General features: G+C 64.4%; 23 protein-coding genes. 12 read left to right on the forward strand and 11 right to left on the reverse strand.

The window, feature by feature from the left end; genetic code table 11:
* Positions 1-1,347 (forward strand): ABC transporter ATP-binding protein, encoded by a 1,347-nt coding sequence (locus tag CU669_RS14205; RefSeq protein WP_112145827.1) that lies wholly within the window; start codon positions 1-3, stop codon positions 1,345-1,347.
* On the opposite strand, the gene CU669_RS14210 is transcribed toward CU669_RS14205, so the two are convergent.
* Positions 1,344-2,723: a glutamate ligase domain-containing protein gene (locus CU669_RS14210; protein ID WP_112145829.1), complete on the reverse strand. Its 1,380-nt coding sequence runs from the start codon at positions 2,721-2,723 to the stop codon at positions 1,344-1,346. The two genes, CU669_RS14205 and CU669_RS14210, sit on opposite strands and share 4 nt — an antisense overlap.
* A gap of 49 nt (positions 2,724-2,772) precedes the next feature.
* Between CU669_RS14210 and CU669_RS14215 the strand changes: the two genes are divergently transcribed.
* Positions 2,773-3,609 (forward strand): LD-carboxypeptidase, encoded by an 837-nt coding sequence (locus tag CU669_RS14215; protein WP_112145831.1) that lies wholly within the window; start codon positions 2,773-2,775, stop codon positions 3,607-3,609.
* Here the strand turns inward: CU669_RS14215 and CU669_RS14220 are convergent.
* Entirely contained in the window at positions 3,606-4,232 is a 627-nt protein-coding gene (locus tag CU669_RS14220) for a DUF4145 domain-containing protein (protein WP_322096910.1), read from the reverse strand. The two genes, CU669_RS14215 and CU669_RS14220, sit on opposite strands and share 4 nt — an antisense overlap.
* 603 nt (positions 4,233-4,835) lie before the next feature.
* On the reverse strand, positions 4,836-5,960 hold the full coding sequence (locus CU669_RS14225; RefSeq protein ID WP_112145897.1) for an Mrp/NBP35 family ATP-binding protein: 1,125 nt from the start codon (positions 5,958-5,960) through the stop codon (positions 4,836-4,838).
* A 235-nt stretch (positions 5,961-6,195) separates the two neighbouring features.
* Here CU669_RS14225 and hflK point away from each other — a divergent pair, with 235 nt between their 5' ends.
* The 4 genes from hflK to CU669_RS14245 all read left to right on the forward strand — a co-directional run bounded on the left by hflK (position 6,196) and on the right by CU669_RS14245 (position 10,269).
* Complete coding sequence (hflK, locus tag CU669_RS14230; RefSeq protein ID WP_112145835.1) at positions 6,196-7,335, forward strand: FtsH protease activity modulator HflK; 1,140 nt, start codon at positions 6,196-6,198, stop codon at positions 7,333-7,335.
* Entirely contained in the window at positions 7,332-8,207 is an 876-nt protein-coding gene (gene hflC / locus CU669_RS14235; protein ID WP_112145837.1) for a protease modulator HflC, read from the forward strand. The genes hflK and hflC overlap by 4 nt, the downstream gene beginning before the upstream one ends.
* 186 nt (positions 8,208-8,393) lie before the next feature.
* Positions 8,394-9,920, forward strand: a complete 1,527-nt coding sequence (locus CU669_RS14240; RefSeq protein WP_112145839.1) for a DegQ family serine endoprotease — start codon at positions 8,394-8,396, stop codon at positions 9,918-9,920.
* Between the two features lie 85 nt (positions 9,921-10,005).
* Positions 10,006-10,269: a CCDC90 family protein gene (locus tag CU669_RS14245; protein WP_112145841.1), complete on the forward strand. Its 264-nt coding sequence runs from the start codon at positions 10,006-10,008 to the stop codon at positions 10,267-10,269.
* Between the two features lie 299 nt (positions 10,270-10,568).
* On the opposite strand, the gene gmk is transcribed toward CU669_RS14245, so the two are convergent.
* A complete protein-coding gene (gene gmk / locus CU669_RS14250; protein ID WP_112145843.1) occupies positions 10,569-11,213 on the reverse strand; it encodes a guanylate kinase in 645 nt (214 codons plus the stop codon).
* Between the two features lie 5 nt (positions 11,214-11,218).
* Positions 11,219-12,118: a YicC/YloC family endoribonuclease gene (locus CU669_RS14255; protein ID WP_112145844.1), complete on the reverse strand. Its 900-nt coding sequence runs from the start codon at positions 12,116-12,118 to the stop codon at positions 11,219-11,221.
* 191 nt (positions 12,119-12,309) lie between these two features.
* Between CU669_RS14255 and CU669_RS14260 the strand changes: the two genes are divergently transcribed.
* From CU669_RS14260 to CU669_RS14275, 4 genes are all read left to right on the forward strand, one after another.
* The gene (locus CU669_RS14260) at positions 12,310-12,753 is read left to right on the forward strand and encodes a nucleotidyltransferase family protein (protein ID WP_112145846.1); all 444 of its coding nucleotides are present in this window, start codon (positions 12,310-12,312) and stop codon (positions 12,751-12,753) included.
* On the forward strand, positions 12,750-13,100 hold the full coding sequence (locus CU669_RS14265) for a HepT-like ribonuclease domain-containing protein (protein ID WP_112145848.1): 351 nt from the start codon (positions 12,750-12,752) through the stop codon (positions 13,098-13,100). Before CU669_RS14260 ends, CU669_RS14265 begins: the two co-directional genes overlap by 4 nt.
* Positions 13,097-13,849, forward strand: a complete 753-nt coding sequence (locus CU669_RS14270; RefSeq protein WP_112145850.1) for an SDR family NAD(P)-dependent oxidoreductase — start codon at positions 13,097-13,099, stop codon at positions 13,847-13,849. Before CU669_RS14265 ends, CU669_RS14270 begins: the two co-directional genes overlap by 4 nt.
* A gap of 81 nt (positions 13,850-13,930) precedes the next feature.
* Entirely contained in the window at positions 13,931-14,860 is a 930-nt protein-coding gene (locus CU669_RS14275) for an exopolyphosphatase (RefSeq protein ID WP_112145852.1), read from the forward strand.
* A gap of 239 nt (positions 14,861-15,099) precedes the next feature.
* On the opposite strand, the gene CU669_RS14280 is transcribed toward CU669_RS14275, so the two are convergent.
* The 3 genes from CU669_RS14280 to CU669_RS14290 form a co-directional block, all read right to left on the reverse strand.
* Positions 15,100-15,522, reverse strand: a complete 423-nt coding sequence (locus CU669_RS14280; RefSeq protein ID WP_112145854.1) for a hypothetical protein — start codon at positions 15,520-15,522, stop codon at positions 15,100-15,102.
* 97 nt (positions 15,523-15,619) lie between these two features.
* Positions 15,620-16,420, reverse strand: a complete 801-nt coding sequence (locus CU669_RS14285; RefSeq protein ID WP_112145856.1) for an alpha/beta hydrolase — start codon at positions 16,418-16,420, stop codon at positions 15,620-15,622.
* A 4-nt stretch (positions 16,421-16,424) separates the two neighbouring features.
* Entirely contained in the window at positions 16,425-16,754 is a 330-nt protein-coding gene (locus CU669_RS14290; RefSeq protein ID WP_146747741.1) for a hypothetical protein, read from the reverse strand.
* Positions 16,755-16,900: 146 nt separating this feature from the next.
* On the opposite strand from CU669_RS14290, the gene fliN reads away from it, so the two are divergent.
* Positions 16,901-17,188 (forward strand): flagellar motor switch protein FliN, encoded by a 288-nt coding sequence (gene fliN, locus CU669_RS14295; protein WP_112145860.1) that lies wholly within the window; start codon positions 16,901-16,903, stop codon positions 17,186-17,188.
* Here fliN and CU669_RS14300 read toward each other — a convergent pair.
* Both CU669_RS14300 and CU669_RS14305 read right to left on the reverse strand, forming a co-directional pair.
* Positions 17,169-18,299 (reverse strand): NnrS family protein, encoded by a 1,131-nt coding sequence (locus CU669_RS14300; RefSeq protein WP_112145862.1) that lies wholly within the window; start codon positions 18,297-18,299, stop codon positions 17,169-17,171. The two genes, fliN and CU669_RS14300, sit on opposite strands and share 20 nt — an antisense overlap.
* Before the next feature lie 27 nt (positions 18,300-18,326).
* Positions 18,327-19,586, reverse strand: coding sequence for a DUF1015 domain-containing protein (locus tag CU669_RS14305; RefSeq protein WP_239988719.1), 1,260 nt, complete (start codon positions 19,584-19,586; stop codon positions 18,327-18,329).
* Between the two features lie 116 nt (positions 19,587-19,702).
* Here CU669_RS14305 and serB point away from each other — a divergent pair, with 116 nt between their 5' ends.
* Positions 19,703-20,599 (forward strand): phosphoserine phosphatase SerB, encoded by an 897-nt coding sequence (gene serB / locus CU669_RS14310; protein ID WP_112145864.1) that lies wholly within the window; start codon positions 19,703-19,705, stop codon positions 20,597-20,599.
* Here serB and CU669_RS14315 read toward each other — a convergent pair.
* Positions 20,596-21,030 (reverse strand): bacteriohemerythrin, encoded by a 435-nt coding sequence (locus tag CU669_RS14315; RefSeq protein WP_112145866.1) that lies wholly within the window; start codon positions 21,028-21,030, stop codon positions 20,596-20,598. The two genes, serB and CU669_RS14315, sit on opposite strands and share 4 nt — an antisense overlap.
* Positions 21,031-21,285: the final 255 nt, after the last annotated feature.

Raw genomic sequence — 21,285 nt, forward strand, 5'->3', positions numbered from 1 at the left:
ATGGCCGATACCGCCACCACCACGGCATTGCTCGACCTGCGGGGCGTCCGCAAGAGCTTCCGCACCCCGGACGGCCACGAGCGCACCGTGCTGGAAGGCGTCGACTTCCGCCTGGAAGAGGGCGACATCGTCGCCCTGCTGGGCAAGTCGGGCTCGGGCAAGTCCACCTTGTTGCGCATCATGGCGGGACTGATCAAGTCCAACGGCGGCGACGTCATGTATCGTGGAATTCCCATGACCGGCCCGGCCAAGGGTATTTCCATGGTGTTCCAGTCCTTCGCCCTGTTTCCCTGGCTGACGGTCCAGGAGAACGTGGAACTGGGCCTCGAGGCGGCGGGTGTCGGCAAGGATGAACGCGAGGAGCGGGCGGGCGCCGCCATCGACCTGATCGGTCTCGGCGGCTATGAAAGCGCCTATCCCAAGGAATTGTCGGGCGGCATGCGCCAGCGGGTCGGCTTCGCCCGCGCCCTGGTGATGCGGCCCGACGTGCTGCTGCTGGACGAGCCGTTCTCGGCGCTGGACGTGCTGACCTCCGAGACTCTGCGCGAGGATCTGCTGGATCTGTGGGACGAGCGCAAGATCCCCACCAAGGGCATCCTGCTGGTGTCCCATAATATCGAGGAAGCGGTCTCCATGGCCGACCGGGTGCTGGTGTTCTCCAGCGATCCCGGTCGGGTGCGGGCCGAGATCAGGGTCGGTCTGCCACGCCCGCGCGACACCGAATCCGCCGCCTTCCGCCAGATCGTCGACGAGGTCTACACCCTGATGACCGCCCATGCGCGCGGCGGCGGCGTGGAAGCCCAGGAACAGCTGACGCTGGGCTATCGCCTGCCCGACACCACGCCGGGCAAGATGGTGGGGCTGCTGGAAAGCATCGCCGAGGCCCCGTTCAACGGCCGCGCCGACCTGCCGCAGCTGGCGGAGGAGACCGAGCTGGAAGACGATGCCCTGTTCCATCTGTTCGAGGGTTTGCGGGTGCTGGGGCTGGCCCGTATCGCTGCCGGTGATATCTTCCTGACCCCGGTCGGCAAGACTTTCATCGAGGTCGAGGAGGCCGAGCGCAAGGCCATGTTCGCCGATCTGCTGATCAAGAACATTCCCCTGGCGGCGCGCATCCGCAAGGTGCTGGACGAACGCCGGGACCACCGCGCCCCGGAAGACCGCTTCTTGCAGGAATTGCAGGATTACCTGACGGATTCCGAGGCCGAAAGGGTGCTGGAAACCGCCATCACCTGGGGCCGCTATGCCGAAATCTACGACTACGATTATACGTCGGGCGTCTTGATGCTGCCCGAGGACGTGGTCGAGGAGATGGAGGCGGAAGAGGCGAACGAGGGCGACAGCTAAAGCCGGCCCAACACATCCTCGGCGAATTGGGACAAGGTGTCGTCGCGGGCGCCCATGATCACGATGCGGTCGCCGGGCCGCGCCAGGTCCACCAGCCGGTCCGCGCAGTTGGAACGCTCGCCCAGCGCCTCGGCCGCCCGGCCCTGATCGCGCACTCCCGCCGCGATATCCTCGCTGCCGACGCTGCGGTCCACCGTGCCGCCGAAATAGACCGGATCGGGCAGGATCAGCACGTCGTCCGGCCCCATGCCCTGGGCGAATCCTTCGATGAACTCGGCCTTCATCAGTTTCAGCGGTCCGAAGCCATGGGGCTGGAACATGATCAGCAGGCGTCCCGGAAAGGAATGCAGGGTGTCCAGGGTGGCGGCGATCTTGTCGGGATTGTGGGCGAAATCGTCGATGACGGTGACACCCTTGCGGCTTCCCACCACCTCCAGCCTGCGGCGGATGCCGGTAAAGCCGCCCAGCGCCTCGGCGGCCTGGTCCAGCGGCAGGTCCAAGGCGCGGGCGCAGGCCAGGGCGGCCAGGGCATTGGCGACGTTGTGGCGGCCGGGAACCTTCAGGCGGACGACGATATCGGTTCCGGCTTCGCGCACCGTGAAAGCGATGCCGTCTGGGGCGGGCGTCAGGCCGTGGCCATACAGGCGGGCGGCGGGGTCGGTCAGGCTATAGCCGATGGAACCGGGTGGCGCCAGGGCGGCGGCCTCCGCATTGTCCAGATTGACCACACTGATCCGCGCCTTGGCCAGGAAATCGGCGAACAGGCGGCGCAGCTCCTCCATGCTCTTGTGGTCGAGCGCGATATTGTTGAGCACCGCCACGTCGGGGCGGTAATTGGCGATGGAGCCGTCGCTTTCGTCCACCTCGGCGACGAAAAGGCCGCCCCGGCCCACCAGGGCGCTGGCGAAGGGAGAGTCGGCGGTAACGAAATTCTTCATCACCGCGCCGTTCATCACGGTGGGATCGCGGCCCAGGGCGTGCAGAATCCAGCCGATCATGCCGGTGGTGGTGGACTTGCCGCTGGTGCCCGCCACCCCGATGCCATGGGGGGCGGCGTTGAACAATCGGGCCAGCAGTTGCGCCCGCGTCATCAGAGCGGCGCCCAGGGCACGCGCCGCCATGACGTCGGGAACCGTTTCCTCCACCGCCGCCGAGGTCACCAGGATCTGGTCGGGGCTGGTGATGCCGCTGCCGTCCTGGGCGAACAGGGCGATGCCCTTGCTCCGCAGGAAGTCGAACTTGGCCGCGATGCGGCCCTGGTCCAGCGAGCGGTCCGAGCCCGCCACCGGGGCTCCGGTCGCCTGGACGATCAGCGCCAGGGGCAGCATGCCGCTGCCGCCGATGCCGCAGAAGAAATAAGGGCTGTCTGGTTTCATGGCTGAAAGCTACAATCCGGCCGACTCGCTGGCAAGGAGATAGGGGCGCATGGGCAAGGTCAGGATCGGCGTCGTCGCCCCGGCTTCGTCCATGGACCGTTCCATCGCCGAGCGGGTCGCGGCCCTGGCCGCTGAGCATGGCGGCGTCGAACTCGTCTTTCACCCCCAATGCTTCGAAAGCTGGGGGCATTTCGCCGGAACCGATCAGGCCCGCGCCGACGCCTTCGTCGAGATCGCCAATGACCCCGGCTTCGACGCCGTGTGGTTCGGGCGCGGCGGCTATGGTTCGTGCCGCATGGCGCCGCTGGCGCTGGACCGGCTGAGTCCGTCTGCCAAGGACAAGAGCTATCTGGGCTATTCCGACATGGGTTCGCTGTTGGCTGGGCTGTTCGGCAAGGGCTTCGAGCGCGTCGCCCATGGCCCCATGCCCGCCGACATCAACCGCGGCGGCGGCGCGGCGGCGGTGGCCCGCGCCCTGGCCTTCCTGGCCGACGGCGCCGAAAGCGCGTTGGAGCGGACGGTACGCGGCGGCACGCCCAGCGTCGCCTTCAACATCACCATTCTGTGCCACCTGATGGGCACGGCGTTGCAGCCCGATCTGACCGGCCATGTGCTGATGCTGGAAGAGGTGTCCGAGCATCTGTACCGCATCGACCGCTCGCTGTGCCAATTGACCAGCGTTCCGGCCTTGCGGCGGGTGGCGGGGATCATGCTGGGCCGTTGCGGCGACATTCCGCCCAACCAGCCCGAATTCGGCCAGAGCGAGGAGGAGGTGGCGCGCCACTGGTGCGCCGTCTCGGGCATTCCCTATCTGGGCCGCGCCGATATCGGCCACGACGCCGACAACAAGGTGGTGCCGTTCGGGTCGTGGCCGTGGGTGGTTTAGCCTTTGGACAAAGGCTTCCCAGCTGCGGCTAGTTTTGCGTCCAGTGCAGCTTTTTTCGCTGCTGTCTCCGCTGGTTTGACATAGAAGTGGTCGAAAAGCTGCTCGATAATATCGAGACACCATTCGGCCTCATGCGGTTCAACGTCAATGATCTGCAAGGATGTATTGTCGGTAATCGGATGGGCTGAAAAATTTCCGAAATTTCTGATGGCATCGACCGTAGTTTGAACATCTAGCGGCAAACGAGGATCGGCAAGGAAGAGATCAATTTCCTTGGCGAGGTCCGATGCCTTGTATCCCTTGGCCCTCAGCATATTCTGTAGGCACCTTCGGGACAGGGCCGCTGATGCCTTCGGGCTAATGGGAAGAACCTCGACGGCTTCTTTATAATCATTTCCGATTTCGACCGGGACAGTTGTCGGGACTGGTCCGCGTGACGCCGCTCTCGGATAGAACATATGGGCTTCGCTTGTCTCGCTATTTTCGAGAATAATGGTGTCATTTCTGCAATTTGGACAAACCGTTACCTTAGATATCCAATCTGTAGAGATGTACTGGTAGCGAAGTATTCTGCTCTGATGCCAGTCGTCATGAAAGGAAATGCTACAATGAGGGCACTTCATTTTGAACCTCAAATTGATGGTTTCTTATGCGTCTTATAATATAGCAGTTCTGCCATAGAGCTAAAACATCCAGATAAGTACGTTAAGTTGCATGTTGTTCGGAGTCAAATGCCCTTATTCGCCGAGTTGCGGAGTTCAGTGCCTCGCCGTGGTGTTGGCCGACTGACCAACATTAAACGTCACCGCCAGACTTGACCCACGGCTATCCTGTTTCATTCCCGACCACCGCTTCCATGGCTGCCGCCGCAGATTCACCACCAAGGCACCAAGGACACCAAGAGAGCGAAGCAAACGGTCGCTCCTTGCTGCTTTCATTGCGGATGGGCGTGGTTGCCCGGAACGCGTCCGGGTAAGACGAAAGGCGAAGAACCGCGTCGGCCTCTTGGTGTCCTTGGTGCCTTGGTGGTGATTCCTTTTCGAGTCCCATACCGAAGATAAGCCGCTGAAATTCAGGCAGACTCAGGCGAAGGATGAAATCGCGCCGATATCGGCCACGACGCCGACAACAAGGTGGTGCCGTTCGGGGCGTGGCCGTGGGAAATATAGGCGGGCGAGGACGGCGGCACTCCATGCCGCTCAGGAGCGCGGCCGTCCCGGCCGCATTTACCCGATGCTGATCTTCGGTCCCTTGCGGCCGCTGGCCTGCATGGCCTGGACCTTGTCCCAGATCTTGGCGGCGATGGCCATATAGGCCTTGGCGTGGGGGCTGTTGGGCTTGGAGACCACGATGGGCTCGCCCGCGTCCGAGGTCTGGCGAATGGCGATGTCCAGCGGCACCTCGCCGAGGAACTCGGTGGACAGCCGGGCCGCTTCCGCCTTGGCGCCGCCATGGCCGAAGATATGGGCTTCATCGCCGCATTTGGGGCAGATGTAATAGCTCATGTTCTCGATGATGCCGAGCACCGGCACATCGACCTTGCGGAACATGTTCAACCCCTTGGTGGCGTCCAGCAGGGCGATGTCCTGCGGCGTCGAGACGATCACCGCGCCGGTCAGCGGCACCCGCTGGGTCATGGTCAATTGGGTGTCGCCGGTACCGGGCGGCATGTCGATGACCATGACGTCGAGCTCGCCCCACTGGACGTCGCGCAGCAACTGTTCCAGGGCGCCCATGACCATGGGGCCGCGCCAGATGATGGGGGAGTCCTCGGGCACCAGGAAGCCCATGGACATGCATTTGACGCCGTAATTCTCCATGGGCAGCATGGTCTGGCCGTCGGGGCTGACCGGCTCGCCGGTGATGCCCAGCATGCGCGGCATGCTTGGTCCGAAGATATCGGCGTCGAACAGCGCCGTCTTCAAGCCCATCTGGGCGAAGGACATGGCGATATTGGTCGCGGTGGTCGACTTGCCGACGCCGCCCTTGCCCGAGGCGACCGCGATGATGGCCTTGACGGTGGGCAGCAGCGGCTGTTCCACCTGACCGGCGCCATGGCCGTGGCCGTGGGAATGACCACCCTGGGGGCCGCCCTGGACATTGCGTTCGGCGGTCAGCACGGCAGAGACCGAAAGGACGCCGGGCAGATCGTGCACCGCCTTCTCGGCGGCCTTGCGCAGCGGTTCCAGGTTGGGTCCGCGCGACGGTTCCACCTCGATGGCGAAGGCCACATGGCCATTCTTGACGGCGATGCCGGATACCATGCCCAGGCTGACGATGTCGGCCTTCTTGTCCGGGTCATGAATGCGGCTCAGCGCCTCGACGATCTGCTGTTCGGTGACCTCGGCCATGGACATCCTCTTTGCTAAGAAGCCTTACGAAAATAAAGGTTTTTGCGGCGCTGAGCGCTCACAAGCATCATCTCATATATGTCGGCGGCTTCCGTTTGGAAAGGTAGAAAGGCCGGATGCTCATTGAAAACTGGTAATCTGGCCGAGCCCGCGTTGCGCAAGGTTGAAACCTGCCCTATGTTCCCTTGGCGGAGATTCGCTCCGCGCCCGGACGTACTACGATAGGGGACTGTATATGCCTTGGAATCCTCGTGGCGGCGGTGGTGGCGGCCCTTGGGGCGGCGGTGGCGGTAACGGCCCTTGGGGTCGGCCCGGCGGCGGTCCCGGTGGCGGCGGCATTCCCGGCGGTCCCGATATCGAGGAATTCATCCGCAAGGGCCAGGAAAAGCTTCGCCGCGCCTTTCCCGGCCATGGCGGCGTTGGCGGCGGCCAGGGACTGATGGCGCTGGCGGTTCTGGCCTTCGCGGCCTGGGCCTTCACCGGCATCTACAAGGTCAGCCCCGACGAGCAAGGCGTGGTCATGCGCTTCGGCAAATGGGTGGACACCACCGAGCCGGGGCTGCACTACCGCCTGCCATACCCCATCGACACCGTGCTGCTGCCCAAGGTGACCAAGGTCAACCAGTTGCAGCTTGGCTACCGTTCCACCGGCGATTCCCGTGGCGAGCGCGGCTCCACCTCGCGCAATGTGCCCGAGGAAAGCCGCATGCTGACCGGCGACGAGAATATCGTCGAGGCCGATGCCGCCGTGTTCTGGCGCATCAAGGACGCGGGCAAGTTCCTGTTCAACGTGCGCGACCCGGAAGCCACCGTGAAAGTGGCGGCGGAAAGCAGCCTGCGCGAGGTCATCGGCCGCAATCCCATCCAGGCCGCCCTGTCCGACAAGCGCGAGCAGATCGCCATCCAGGCCCAGGAAGAACTGCAAAAGCTGCTGGACACCTATGGCGCCGGCATCCATGTGCAGCAGGTCCAGTTGCAGAAGGTCGATCCGCCCGGCGCGGTGATCGACGCCTTCAACGACGTCCAGCGCGCCCGCGCCGATCAGGAGCGCGCCCGCAACGAGGCCGAGGCCTATCGCAACGACATCATTCCCCGCGCCCGCGGCGAGGTGGAGCGCATCACCCAGGAAGCCCAGGCTTACCGCGAACAGGTGGTGGATCTGGCCCAGGGCGACGCCAAGCGGTTCACGTCTCTGTACGGCGCCTACAAGCTGGCCGAGGACGTCACCGCCCGTCGTCTCTATATCGAGACCATGGAAGACGTGTTGAAGAACGCCACCAAGATCATCATCGACCCAAGCGCCAAGGGAGGGCAGGGAGTCGTCCCCTACCTGCCGCTGCCCGAAATCCGTAAGAACGCGGGAGGCGCCAAATGAGCCGCAGTCTGGCCGTTACGGCCATCCTCGCCCTGGTGGCGCTGGTGCTGGCCTCGTCGTCACTGTTCATCGTCAATCAGGCGGAACAGGCCCTGGTCCTGCGGTTCGGCGCCCATCGCGCCACCATCCGCGAACCCGGCCTGCACGTGAAGCTGCCCTTCATCGAGGATGTGGTGCGCTACGACATCCGCCTGCTGGCGCTGGACCCGCCCGATGAGCAGATCATCCTGGGCGACCAGAAGCGCATCGTGGTGGACACCTTTACCCGCTACCGCATCGCCGACCCGCTGAAGTTCTATCAGGCGGTCCGCACCGAAAGCCAGGCCCGCGCCCAGTTGGCCCAGATCGTGTCCTCGGCCATGCGCCGGGTGATGGGTCAGGTCATGCTGCCCTCCATCTTGTCGGAGGAACGCGCCAAGATCATGGAGGCCATCCAGCAGGACGTGGCGGAACGGGCCGGTCGCGAGATGGGCATCCAGGTGGTGGACGTGCGGCTGCGCCGCGCCGATCTGCCTGAGGAAACCAGCCAGTCCATCTATGATCGCATGAAATCGGAACGCGAGCGCCAAGCCAAGGAGGCGCGCGCCCAGGGCTATGAATGGGGCCAGCAGATCCGCGCCCGCGCCGACCGCGAGCGCACGGTGATCCTGGCCGAGGCCCAGCGCCAGGCCCAGATCGAGCGCGGCCAGGGCGACGCCGACGCCGCCCGCATCCTGGCCGAGGCCTATGGCAAGGATCCGCAGTTCTTCGCCTTCTTCCGCTCGTTGCAGGCCTATCGCCACACCATGGGCGACAGCGGCACCACCATGGTGCTGTCGCCCGACAACGAGTTCCTGCGCACGTTCAACGCCGGTCCCGGTCGTAATCGGTAGGCACTGAGTTTTTCGTCATTCCCGCGAAAGCGGGAATCCACGGTTCCGTCGGCTCGGCGTATGGTATCAGGCGCCTCGCCTTGTCCCCCGCATGGCCCCCAGCTTTCGCGGGGGTGACGACCTAAAAATATGGGTGAGTGTCTCGCAATTTATTCGGGACTTAAATCTTCTGGAGGATTTGGTCAGGTGTTCATCTCGAAGATCAATCATCATTCCGCCGGTTCGCGGTTTGTGATCGCCGGATTGGCGCTGCTCGCCTGGGTGAGCGCTTCCGCCGCCCAGGCCGCTGGCGGCCCGGCGCCGTCCAGCTTCGCCGATCTGGCGGAAAAGCTGCTGCCCAGCGTGGTCAATATCTCCACCACCCAGACCATCAAGGGTCAGGCGGGCGGCGGGCTGGAAATGCCGCAATTTCCGCCCGGCTCGCCGCTGGAGGAGTTCTTCAAGGAGTTCCTCGAGCGCCAACAGGGCGGACCTGGACGTCCCGACGCGCCGTCGCGCAAGGCGACCTCGCTGGGATCGGGCTTCATCGTCGATGCCACCGGCTATATCGTGACCAACAATCACGTCATCGCCGACGCCGACGAGATCAGCGTCAAGCTGCATGACGACACGGTGTTCGCCGCCACCCTGGTGGGGCGCGACCCCAAGGTCGATCTGGCCGTGCTGAAGATCGATCCCGGCAAGAAGATCCTGGCGGCGGTGCCGTTCGGCAATTCCGACGAAGCCCGGGTGGGCGATTGGGTGCTGGCCATCGGCAATCCGTTCGGCTTTGGCGGCACGGTGACGGCGGGCATCGTCTCGGCGCGGGCCCGCGATATCAACGCCGGTCCCTATGACGACTTCCTCCAGACCGATGCCGCCATCAATCGCGGTAATTCCGGCGGCCCCATGTTCAACATCAAGGGCGAGGTCATCGGCATCAATTCCGCCATCATCTCGCCGTCGGGCGGCTCCATCGGCATCGGTTTCGCCATTCCCGCCTCGCTGGCCACGCCGGTGCTGGACGATCTGCGCAAGTTCGGCAAGGTGCGGCGCGGCTGGCTGGGCATCCGCATCCAGTCGCTGGATGTGGACATGGCCGAGAATGTGGGACTGCCCGATCAGCATGGCGCCCTGGTGGCCAAGGTCGATCCCGCCGGTCCGGGCGTCAAGGCCGGCTTGAAGGACGGCGACGTGGTGCTGAAATTCGACGGCAAGGATATCACCGAGATGCGCCGCCTGCCGCGCTACGTGGCGGGTACGCCCATCGGCAAGAAGGTGGAAGTGGTGATCTGGCGCGACGGCAAGAAGCAGACGCTGATGGCCGCCGTCGGCGAGATGCCGGAGGATCCGGCCGATCAGGCCGTCAAGGGCGGCAAGACCGACCAGCCCAAGGCCAAGGAAGGCAAGGACGGCGTCCTGTCCATCCCCGGTACCGGTCTGACGGTGTCGTCGCTGACTCCGGCGCTGCGCGAGCGGTTCGGCGTCGATGACGAGACCAAGGGCATCGTCGTCACCGAGGTCAAGCCCGACAGCGGCGCCGCCGAGAAGGGCTTGCGCCCCGGTGACCTCATCATCGAGGCGGACCACAAGCCGGTGCGCGCTCCCGCCGACCTGGGCAAGGCGGTGGAAGAAGGCCGCAAGTCCGGCGCCAAGTCGCTGCTGCTGCGGGTGGAAAATCCCCAGCAGTTGCGCTACGTGGCGCTGCCGCTGAGCGAGGGCAAGAAGAAGTAGGGTGAATTGGACGCGGGGCCTCGTTGGCCCCGCGTCTCCTTCAAGTCAGCTTGACGCAAGCCTCCGTTGAAGGCAGGCTTAACCCATGAGCACGATTGCGTTCGACACCCTGAAATTTGCGGAGCGCCTTGAAGCGGGCGGCTTTACGCATGAGCAGGCAAAAACGGCCGCCATGGCATTCGCCGAGGCGTCCAGCGAACAGAATGTTGCCACCCGCGGGGATGTCGAAATTCTGCGCCGCGACTTGGATGCCAAGTTGTCCGAGACTAAGACCGAGATTCTGAAATGGATTTTCGGCACGGCCCTCGCCCAGGTTGGGGCCATCGTCGCCCTGCTGAAACTGCTCTGAGTCCTGCGTTTTTGAGGCCATCATGGCGTGTTATCACCGAATGGCGGTTGGAGTGCTGCTTGTGATAGCGGCATCAGCTGCGTTATACGCGGCTGTCGAGCATGTCAGGCCAGCAACATGGATCGCGATTGCGTGCGCAATCACTGCCATTGTCATTGATTCCAGGTTAAGTGGTTTCTCATGGCAAGACTTGAGCCGCGATACTGGGGGCGGTATGCCTGGAGATGCCTGCAATGGGGGAGATTGCGGCGGCGGAGATTGTGGTGGGGGAGATTGACGAGGCTGGCCCCGTCTTTTCCCTATTCCAGCCCGCGCAACCGCGTCACGAAATCGTGCATGCCCACTTGGCGTTCGCGCTTCAGGCGCTCGGCGGTCAGGATGGCCTGGACGCGGGCGATGGATTCCTCCACTTCCACATTGACGATAATGTAGTCGTATTCCGGCCAGTGGCTCATCTCGTCGCCCGCCTTGGCCATGCGCTTGGCCACCACCTCGGCCGAGTCCTGGGCGCGGGTGTGCAGGCGGCGTTCCAGCTCCTCCACCGAGGGCGGCAGCACGAAGACCGAGACCAGATCAGCCCGCGCCGTCTGGCGCATCTGCTGGGTGCCCTGCCAGTCGATGTCGAACAGCACGTCGCGGCCCTGGGCCAGCACGGCTTCCACCGGCGCCCTGGGGGTGCCGTAGAAATTGTCGAAGACGCGGGCGTGTTCCAGGAACTCGCCGTTCTCCACCATGGCGTGGAAGCGCTCCACTGAAACGAAGTAATAGTCCTTGCCGTCCACCTCGCCGGGGCGGGGCGCCCGGGTGGTGGCCGAGACCGACATGGAGATGCCGGAATCGCGGGCGAGCAGGGCGCGGGAGATGGTGGTCTTGCCAGCGCCGGACGGCGACGACATCACCAGCATGAGGCCGCGGCGACCGATGGAGGAGGAAGTCTGGGGCATGATACCTACTCGATGTTCTGCACTTGCTCTTTGAACTGGTCGATGACCGCCTTCAGGTCGAGACCGACGCGGGTCAGTTCCACGTCGGAAGACTTGGAGCACAAGGTGTTGGCCTCGCGATTGAACTCCTGGGCCAGGAAGTCCAGCTTGCGGCCGATGGCGCCGCCCTGGCCGAGCAATTCGCGGGCGGCCTCCACATGGGCGCTAAGGCGGTCCAGTTCTTCCCGCACATCGGCCTTGACCACCAGCAGGGCCACTTCCTGGGCGACGCGGTCCTCGGCAAGGCTAGGGGCGGCTTCCAGCACGGCGGCCAATTGGGCCTTGAAGCGTTCGCGGATGGCGTCGGGGCGCAGGCTGGCGCAGGCGGCGGCCTTGGCGGTCAGCCGGGTGATTTCGTCCAACTGGCCGTTCAGCACGGCGGCAATGCGGGCGCCTTCGTCGGCGCGCATGGCGGCCAATTGATCCAGCATGCTGTCCAGCGAGACCTTCATGGCGGCTTCGCGGAGCTGGCGCGTCTCCTCGGTGTCGCCGCGCTCGGGGTCGACCTCGGGCTCCAACACGCCGCGAATGGCCAGCAAGCCGTCGAGGCGGGCAGGGGCGACGCCGGGAAAGCGACCTTCCCATTCCTTGCACATGGACAGCAATTGGGCCAGAAGCGGCGTGTTGACCTGCAACAGCGACTGCTCGCCGACCCGGCTGACCGTCAGCGACAGTTGGACATTGCCGCGCTTGAGGCGCTTGGCGGCGGCGTCGCGGGCTGCGATTTCCAGGGCGTCATGGCCCGAGGCGAGGCGGCAGCGCAGTTCCAGGCCGCGTCCATTGACGCTTTTTGCCTCCCACACCCAGGAGGTCTGGGCGTCGCGCCCTTCGGCGCGGGCATAGCCGGTCATGCTGGCAACTGTCACGGTGGGATACCTCGCATTCAATAACGTGCCCGGTTATAGCCCCGGCGCCGCTTCGCTCCAAGTGGCCTTATTCATGAGCGCCTCAAACGCCGGGCGTTCGCTCCGCTCTCTTGGCTTTCGCGCCATGGGGCGCGCGCCCTCAACGGGCTAGTCGCTTCGCTCCAAGGTCAATCCTATGGTAACCTTCGTCCATGACCGAGCGCCGCAGGCCGCAACGCGACCGCCCCAACGTCATCGAGATCGTGGTGCGCATTCCCGCCGACAAGGCCGATGCGGTGCGCAGCTATGCCGGGCGCATTTCGCGCCGCCGCCAGCCCATCACCCGCGACGAGGTGGTGGCGCGGCTGCAGGACAATCCCCATCTGATGGAGCGGTTCGGCGTCAAGTCCCTGGCCCTGTTCGGCTCGGTGGTGCGCAACGACGCCAAGCCCACCAGCGATATCGACCTGATGGTGGATTTCCATCCCGGCCAGCCGGGCGGGCTGTTCCGCTTCGTCGAGTTGAAGCACGCCCTGGAAGGCATCTTGGGGCGGCCGGTGGATCTGATCACCTCGGGCAACATCAAGCCGCGCCTGAAAAAGCGCATCCTGGCCGAATGCATGCCCGTCTATGGCGAGGAGGCTTGCGGGATTTGAGTTTCAAGGACTGGCGCGTTCGCATCGAGGATATCCTGGAGGCCATCGAGCGCATCCGACGCTATACCGGCGGCATGACCGAGGCGCAGTTCGTCGCCGATGACCGCACAGTGGACGCGGTGATCCGCAATCTTGAAATCGTCGGAGAAGCCGCCAAGCGGGTTCCCGTCGCCATCGTCGAGCGTCATCCCGAAATTCCGTGGAGCCGCATGACCGAGATGCGAAACATCCTGGTGCACGAATATCATTCGGTGGACCCCTCCATCCTGTTCGATACCGCCCGCCACGACATGCCGCCGCTGATCGCCCCCTTGCGGGCCTTGCTGAACGACGGAGGCGGCGGATGAGCTCGTCCGTGCTGGTGACCGGCGCCTCGTCCGGCCTTGGCGCCGCCCTGGCGCGGGCCTATGCCGAACCGGGGGCAACGCTGCATCTGTCGGGGCGCGACCGGGATCGGCTGGACGCGGTGGCGGCGGCCTGCCGCGATGGGGGCGCCGAGGTCCATGCCGCAACCCTGGACGTCACTCATGCGCCCGCCGTGGCCGCCTGGGTGGCGGAATCGGAAGCACGGGCGCCACTTGATCTGGTCATCGCCAATGCGGGCATCTCGGCGGGAACCCATGGCGGCGGCGAGAGTGCGGCGCAAGTGCGCGCCATTTTCGCGGTCAATGTGGACGGCGTGTTCAACACGGTGATGCCCGCGCTCGGCCCCATGATGGAGCGTCGGCGCGGACAGATCGGAATCATGAGCTCCCTGGCCGGTTTTCGCGGTTTTCCCGGCGCCCCCGCCTATTGCGCCTCCAAGGCGGCGGTGCGGGTCTGGGGCGAAGGCCTGCGCGCCGAGATGGCGGGTAAGGGAGTCGGAGTCTCGGTCATTTGCCCCGGCTTCGTCGAGACCCCCATGACGGCGGTGAACAATTTCCGCATGCCCTTGCTGATGCAGGTCGACGAGGCCGCCGCCATCATCCGGCGCGGCTTGGCGCACGACCGGGGGCGTATTGCTTTTCCCTGGCCCATGCATGTGGCGGCGCGAATCGCCGGTTGCCTGCCGTCTCGGATAATGGATGCCGTGGCAGGCTTCACCCCTAAAAAATAGGAGGAAAGCTTTGCCCATTGTCGGCCCCACGTATAGGGCATAGGTTAGCGTTAAGAACAGTAAGTGAAAGGGGACGGGGTAATGTCCGGCAAGAAGTTCCGTCTGGTCACACGATCGGATTTCGACGGCTTGGTTTGCGCCACCCTGCTGCGGGAATTGGAGATGATCGACGACATCATCTTCGTTCATCCCAAGGACATGCAGGACGGCAAGGTCGCCGTCACCGGCGACGACATCACCACCAATCTGCCCTATGTGGACGGCGTCCATCTCTGTTTCGACCATCACGCCAGCGAGATGAAGCGGGTCGACGGCAAGGACAACCGCGTCATCGATCCCACCGCCGCCTCCGCCGCCCGCGTGGTCTATGACCATTTCGGCGGCAAGGCGCGGTTTCCCCATATCTCCGACGAGATGATGGAGGCGGTGGACAAGGCGGATTCGGCCCAGTATTCCGAGGAAGACATCCTGGCGCCGTCCGACTGGACGCTGTTGAACTTCATCATGGACCCGCGCACCGGCCTCGGCCGTTTTCGCGACTTCAAGATTTCCAATACCCAGTTGATGCTTGACCTGATCGGCTATTGCCGCAATCACAGCATCGCGGAAATCATGGCCCTTCCCGACGTGGTGGAACGGATTCACCTCTACGAGGCCCATGCCGAGCGCGCCGAACACCAATTGAACCGCTGCACCAAGATCCACGGCAATCTGGCGGTGCTGGATCTGCGCGAGGAAGAGACCATCTTCGCCGCCAACCGCTTCATGATCTATGCCCTGTTTCCCCACTCAAACATCTCCATGCATGTGATGTGGGGTGCCAAGAAGCTGAACACCGTATTCGCGGTGGGCAAGTCCATCCTGGACCGTTCCTCCAAGACCGATGTGGGCCATTTGATGCTGGAATACGGCGGCGGCGGCCACAACGCGGCGGGAACCTGCCAGGTGGAAACCGAACGGGCCGAGGTGGTGAAAGCCGAGCTGATCGCCCGCATTCGCGCCGACGGCTGATACCAAGGGATTCGGAAACTCCCGCCCGGCGTTTGAGGCGTCCATTGATCGGTTCCGATCAACGGACCTTGTATGAGGCGACGGATCGCCTGTTCATATCGTCATTCCCGCGAAAGCGGGAATCCACGCATCGGCATCCTGTGTCTTGTGGGAAAGGCGCGACCTTGCCGCAACATGGCCCCCCGCTTACGCGGGGGTGACGCGGAAAAAGAACGAGCCGGACCTTTTTCCGCAGCCTGTCAGAACAGGTAGTTCATCACGCTGCCCGGCTTGACCGAGGCAGGCGAGGTGACCCGCATGTTTTCCTCATAGCTACCAATGCCGCGCAGGACTTGGTCGAGGAATAGCTTGGGCGAACCATCGGCATTATGGTCGTCGGTATTGTCCAGCTCGATTCCAAGATTGCCCCGATTGAGCAGAGGGGTAAAGCCGTCGCGATTTTCGCGTGAGCCGCGCTTGCCGTCGGGATTGAGGTTGCCGCTCTCCTGCTGGAACCGCAGGATCTGCTCGCCATTGACGCCCAGATTGGGGTTGAAATCCAGCTTCTCGACATCGCCCCGCGTGGTCGAGGCGACATTGCGCCCGCCATTGCCGATGCGGGCTGTTGCCGCCGCGACACTGGAGGATGCTGCCGAACCTACCTGTTTGGTGCTCAATGCCATAATAGAACCTGGCCCATACGAAACCTGGATAGAGTAACCTTACACTAACCCAATCGTGAGCATACGCCGGTTAACGAAAAATTGGAAGGGCCGTGGGCTAAAATCCCTTCTCCAACAACCATTGCAGCGTCTTGTCGGCGGTCGGCTCCCACCACAGCGTGTCGAGCATCAAGCCGTGGGGGGCGCCCGACAGCACTTCCAGGTCGGCGTCGAAATAGGCGGCGGTCTCGTAGAGGGCGAAACTGGGGACCAGGATGTCGCGGTCGCCTCCCATGACCAGGATCGGCTTTGCCCCGCGCGGCTTGGGCAAAAGCGGCCGCGCCGGGTTCAGCAGTTCGACGCAGATGCGCTGGGATTCCTGTTGGAAGCGGGGCAGCAGGGCGGCGACGTCCCTGGCCGGAGTCTCGTCGCAGAACAGGGCCTTGCGGATGATCTCGCCCTTGACCGCCGATGGCCCCATGGACTGCAACAGGGCGAATTGAATACAGACATCGGGGGAAAAGATCGACATATGCAGGGCCGAGGACGCCAGGCCCGATGGCGGCACGCTGGACAGCAGCACCGCCGCCTCGACATCGCTTTCACCCGCCATGACGTGCTGGGCCACCAGACCGCCCATGGAATGGCCGATCAGGATGCAGCGGCCGCCGATATGGTCCATGGCGCGGCGAACGTCGGACACGTAATCATCCAGCGAGGCATGGTCGTAGCGGCCCTCGCTGTCGCCATGGCCGCGCAGCGACACGGCGTGACAGGCAAAGCCCGCCTTGGCGAAGAACGGCATGAATTTCTCGGCCCAAACCCAGGCGCCGCAATAGGAGCCGTGAACGAACAGGATGGGGGGGCGGGCAGGCGGCGGCGGCGTGGTCGGCCGACAATACAAAAGTTCCAGCTTCAACGGTCTACAAACCAATCTTCTTTTTCAGCCGAGCCAGCAAGCCGGGGGGAGGCGGCGGCGGCTTCTTGGCGGCGGGCTTCTTTTTCGGGATCGCGCCTGCGCCGGGGGCTGTCTTGGGGGCCGGCTTGCAGTTGGGATTGGTGTAGCTATAGAACATCCGGAACTCGCCGTCTGTAGCGACCTTGTAATAGGCGATTTTCTTGATGAAGGGGTCGCGTTGGCAGCGGCGCTTGGCGTCGTCCTCCGCCTCGCCGCGATCCTCGATCTCGCAATAATCCAGCTTGCCCTGCTTGAGCTCCTGGCCATCCCTGCAGCTGTAGACTTCCGTCGCCATGGTGTCCGCCTTGTTGGTGGCGCGATGATAGCGGCGGACGCGTCCAATTCGCAACCGTCGGAACGGGCAAGCGAAGTATTCCGTTAACACTCTCGTGCTATAAGGGGAGGCCCCTCATTTGTCGGGGGCGAGCATGGCGAGGCGACATGGCCGACGACGACGCGATCAATGCAGCCCTGGGGCTGAGTGGTGACAACCGGGAAGCCGTCTATGACGTCTCGGTGGAGCTTTCCGCCGTTCTGGGCACCGCCAACCTGCCCATCGCCCAGCTGTTGAAGCTGGGTCGCGGCGCCGTGGTGGAGCTGGACCGCAAGGTCAACGATCCCGTCGATCTCTACGTCAATCGCAAGAGGGTCTGCCGCGCCGAGGTGGTGGTGGTGGAAGATCACCTCGCGGTCACCATCACCGAAGTCCTCAAGCGCGCGGCCGATTAGCCCAACTCGTCATCAGCACCGCCGCCGTCGCCAGGAAGGCCAGCGACCACAGCGCCGCCGAGGCCGGAATCAGAATGTCCGGCCCGAACGACGCGGTGACGCGCAGATCGGCGGCGATCACCAGCACGATGGCGATGGGAATGCCCATCTTGGGCCAGCCGCCGCCCCTGCGCTCCCGGATATGATTGATGCGCAGCATCATGGCGCTGGTGACGAGACCGATGCCGCCGATGGTCGCGAGATGCAGGGCGTCGGTGCCGGGGCCCATTCCCGCCAGATCGGAGGCCGAGGCCGCGATCAATCCCGCCGCCAGCAGGAAATATCCCAACTGAATCGGTCCCATGGAGGCGTCGGTCATGGCCAGGCGCGGCCGCCAGCGGGCCTGACGGGCCAGGGCGGCCAATCCCGCCACCAGCATGGCGGGCAGATGGGGCAGCGCCAGCGCGTCGACCAGCGCCGCCAGCGCCATGCCCGCCACCACCACCCATTCCAGCCAGGGCCGGTTGCGGTCGAACAGTTCGCGGCTTTCCTCCTTGCGCACCAGGCCCGCCATGGCCGCCGGAATGACCCGCCCGCCCATGACCAGGATCATCAATGCCACCATGTCGAGAGCGGTCAGCGCGCCCCGCCGCTCGCCCGCCTCGATCAAGCCGAGCCGCCCCGCCTGATACAGCGCCTCGGCCACGGCCATGGCGGCGATGGTGGGGGCGAAGACCATGTTGTGGCCCAGCTTGGCGGCCTTGAGGAACGGCCAGCCGCCGAAGGCGAACAGCAGCGCCGGATAGGACAGCGCCAGAATCAGGCCGGGCACGCCGCCGATGCCGCTCCACGCGCCGATGCGGGCGGCGGCCCAGGCGGCCAAGGCCAGCAGCAGCCGGGGCCACGTCACCTTGGTGAACAGATAACCGCCCAGCACCGCTCCGGCGAAGCCCAGCAGCATCTCGTGGGCGTGGCGCGCCACCGGATCGCAGGATGGGCAACCGGGCAGCAGCCCGGCCCACTCCGCCACCCATAGCGGTACCGAGGCGGCGGCATAAAGGCTGGCGGCCAGAAAGAACGGCCGATGCGCCTTGGGATAGCATCCGCTGCGTGGAACCGGGGAACTCGGCATCACCCTTGCGTCTCGATCATGACGGTTTCAGCGCCAATCCAGCGGATAGCTGACCAGTCCATCGGCCAGCTTGGGCTCGAACCAGGTGGATTTGGGCGGCATCACTTGCCCTGCGTCGGCCACCGCGATCAGATCTTCCATGCTGGTGGCGAACAGGGCGAAGGCCACCGCCATCTCCCCCGAATCCACTCGCTTTTCCAATTCGCCCAGGCCGCGCTTGCCGCCGACGAAATCGATGCGCTTGTCCTTGCGCAGATCGGCGATGCCCAGCACCGGCCCCAGCAGCCGGTCCGACAGCAGGCTGACATCCAGGCGGGCGACGGGATCGGCGGGCGGCGGATTGCGCACGCCCAGGCGATACCATTGCCCCTTGAGATACATGCCGAGGCTGCGGGGCGCGGCGGGGCGGGCCTGGGCGGCGACGGGCTCGACGGTGAATTCGCCTTCGATCGCCGTCAGGAATTCGGCCGCCGACAGCCCGTTCAGGTCTTTGACCACTCGGTTGTAGTCGAAGATCTTCATTTCCTCGATGGGGAAGGTGACCACCAGGAAGGACTCGTGGGCGGCGTCCTTCCCGGCTGATTCGCGGCGCGCCTTGGCGATCCGCGAGGCGGCGGCCGAGCGGTGATGGCCGTCGGCGATATAGATGGCGGGCATGGCGTCGAACGCCTTGGTCACGGTGTTCAGCATGGCCGCGTCGTCCATCACCCAGATGGCGTGGGTATTGCCGTCCACCGCCGCGACTTCGTAGGCGGGCGGCGCCTTGGTGACGGCGGCGATGGCGGCCTTCAGGTCGGGGTGGTTGCGATGGGCCAGCAGCACCGGGCCGGTCTGGGCGTCGCAGGAATCGATCTGGCGCACCCGGTCGTCTTCCTTGTCGGGCCGGGTGAATTCATGCTTGCGGATGCGGTTGACGTCATAGGCCGCCACCGAGCCGCCGCCGACGATGCCGGTCTGGACGTGCTCGCCCATTCCGAGGCGGTAGACGTAGAAGCAGGGCTTGGCGTCGCGCACCAGAACGCCCTGGGCGATCAGCGATGTCAGGTTCTCCGCCGCCTTGGCGTAGACCGCCGGGGAATACAGGTCGGTGCCCACGGGCAGGTCGATCTCCGGCTTGGAGATATGCAGGAACGACAGCGGGTTGCCCGCCGCCAGCACCTTGGCCTCGTCCGACGACAACACGTCATAGGGCGGCGCCGCAACCTGGGCGGCATGCCGTGGGGCTGGGCGGAGACCGGGGAAGGGGCGGAGCAGCGGCACGGACATGAAGACCTCCGAAAGCGGCATTGGCTTTGCTCCGTCTTAGTCTACCAGGGCTCGGACTCCAAGGGGGTTCGTACTTGCCAATTCATGCTGCGTTGCGCTAAACGGAGCCGCCATTCCATCACCCTTGGGGACGCTCCATGGACAACGTGCTGACCTTGATCGCCGGACATGGGGTGGAAGGACTGGATTCATCGCTGGTGTTCGAGGTGCGCGGCGCGCTTCGCGCCCTGGGCGCCGAGGTGGGCAATGCCCATTGGCTGTCGCCCGAACGGGCCTGCGATCTGACCTTTTCCGGTCTCGACGCGATCAAGGCGGACGCCATCGCTAGCCGTATCCTGGAAGGTTGGGCGGTGGATGTGGTGGCCCAGCCGCTCGAGGGGCGGCGCAAGCGCCTGCTGGTGGCCGACATGGATTCCACCATGGTGACCGGCGAGACCCTGGACGAACTGGCCGACTTCGCGGGCATCAAGGACCGCATCGCCGCCATCACCGCCCGGGCCATGAACGGCGAGATCGGCTTCGAGGCGGCCTTGCGGGAACGGGTGGGGCTGTTGAAGGGCTTGTCGGAAGACTGCCTGGGCAAGACCTGGGACCGGATCGAATTCACGCCCGGCGCCCATGCCCTGGTGCGGACCATGAAGGCGCATGGCGCCACCGCCGTGCTGGTGTCGGGCGGCTTCAAATTCTTCACCTCGAAGGTTCGCGAAACCTGCGGCTTCGACAAAGACATCGCCAACGAATTGATCGTCGCCGACGGAATGCTCACCGGCAAGGTCGGCGACACCATCATCGGGCGCGAGGCCAAGCTGGCCACCCTCAACGCTTTTTCGGCCGAACTGGGGATCTCGCCCCATCTGGCGGTGGCGGTGGGTGACGGCGCCAATGATCTCGACATGCTGCGAGCCGCCGGACTCGGCGTGGCCTTCCACGCCAAGCCGGTGGTGGCGGCCGAGGCCAGGGTGCGCATCGACCATGGCGACCTGACGGCGCTGATCTATGCCCAGGGCTATGGCGACGACGAGATGGTGAATTAACCCGTTGGATCGACGAGCCGACGGGTGACCGCCCAGCGGCCAAGGGGCTGATCGCAGCGCTTGGCGTGCTCGCCCGCCCAATGGGCGATGAAGTCATGCACCTTCAGGCTGTCCTTGTCGGCACAGACATGGCCGTCGCGCATGATGGTCAGCTTGTCCACCAGCGAGGCGTGATCATCCTGATGGCGTTGGGCCTCGGGGTAGGCGGCCTCCGCCATCACCTGCTCCTGAGTGGAGAAGTTTCGCTGCACATAGCGGAGAATGGCGTCGATACGCAGGCAGCGGACACGGTCGCATTCGCCCTTGCCCACGGCGCCGCGCCGACATTCGACTCCCGGTTCGAATACCCGCTCCAGCAGGAAGCGCAGCCCGTCATGGGCCGCGTCTATGGCTGGGACTCCGGTTCGGCCTTCTTGTGCAAGCTGAGCCATTGGCTCGCAGTCTCCCCTTTATTGTTGTGGGAAAGACTATCAGCGGGTCAGGGGGAATTTCAACGAATTAAGGTGTGCATATATATTTTGAATGGGGCAGTTTGTAGTTGCTGTATTTTGTGCGCCGCAATATCAGCGGGGCGTTATTTAAGCGCCGCAAATTCGCCGAGACTCCTTGCGAAATCCGCGAATCCCGTCACTCGACCGCACCGTAAATCCGCGATAGGGTAATCAAAGGACAACTTTGAACCTCCC

Source organism: Paramagnetospirillum kuznetsovii, from assembly GCF_003284725.1.
Lineage (GTDB): Bacteria > Pseudomonadota > Alphaproteobacteria > Rhodospirillales > Magnetospirillaceae > Phaeospirillum > Phaeospirillum kuznetsovii.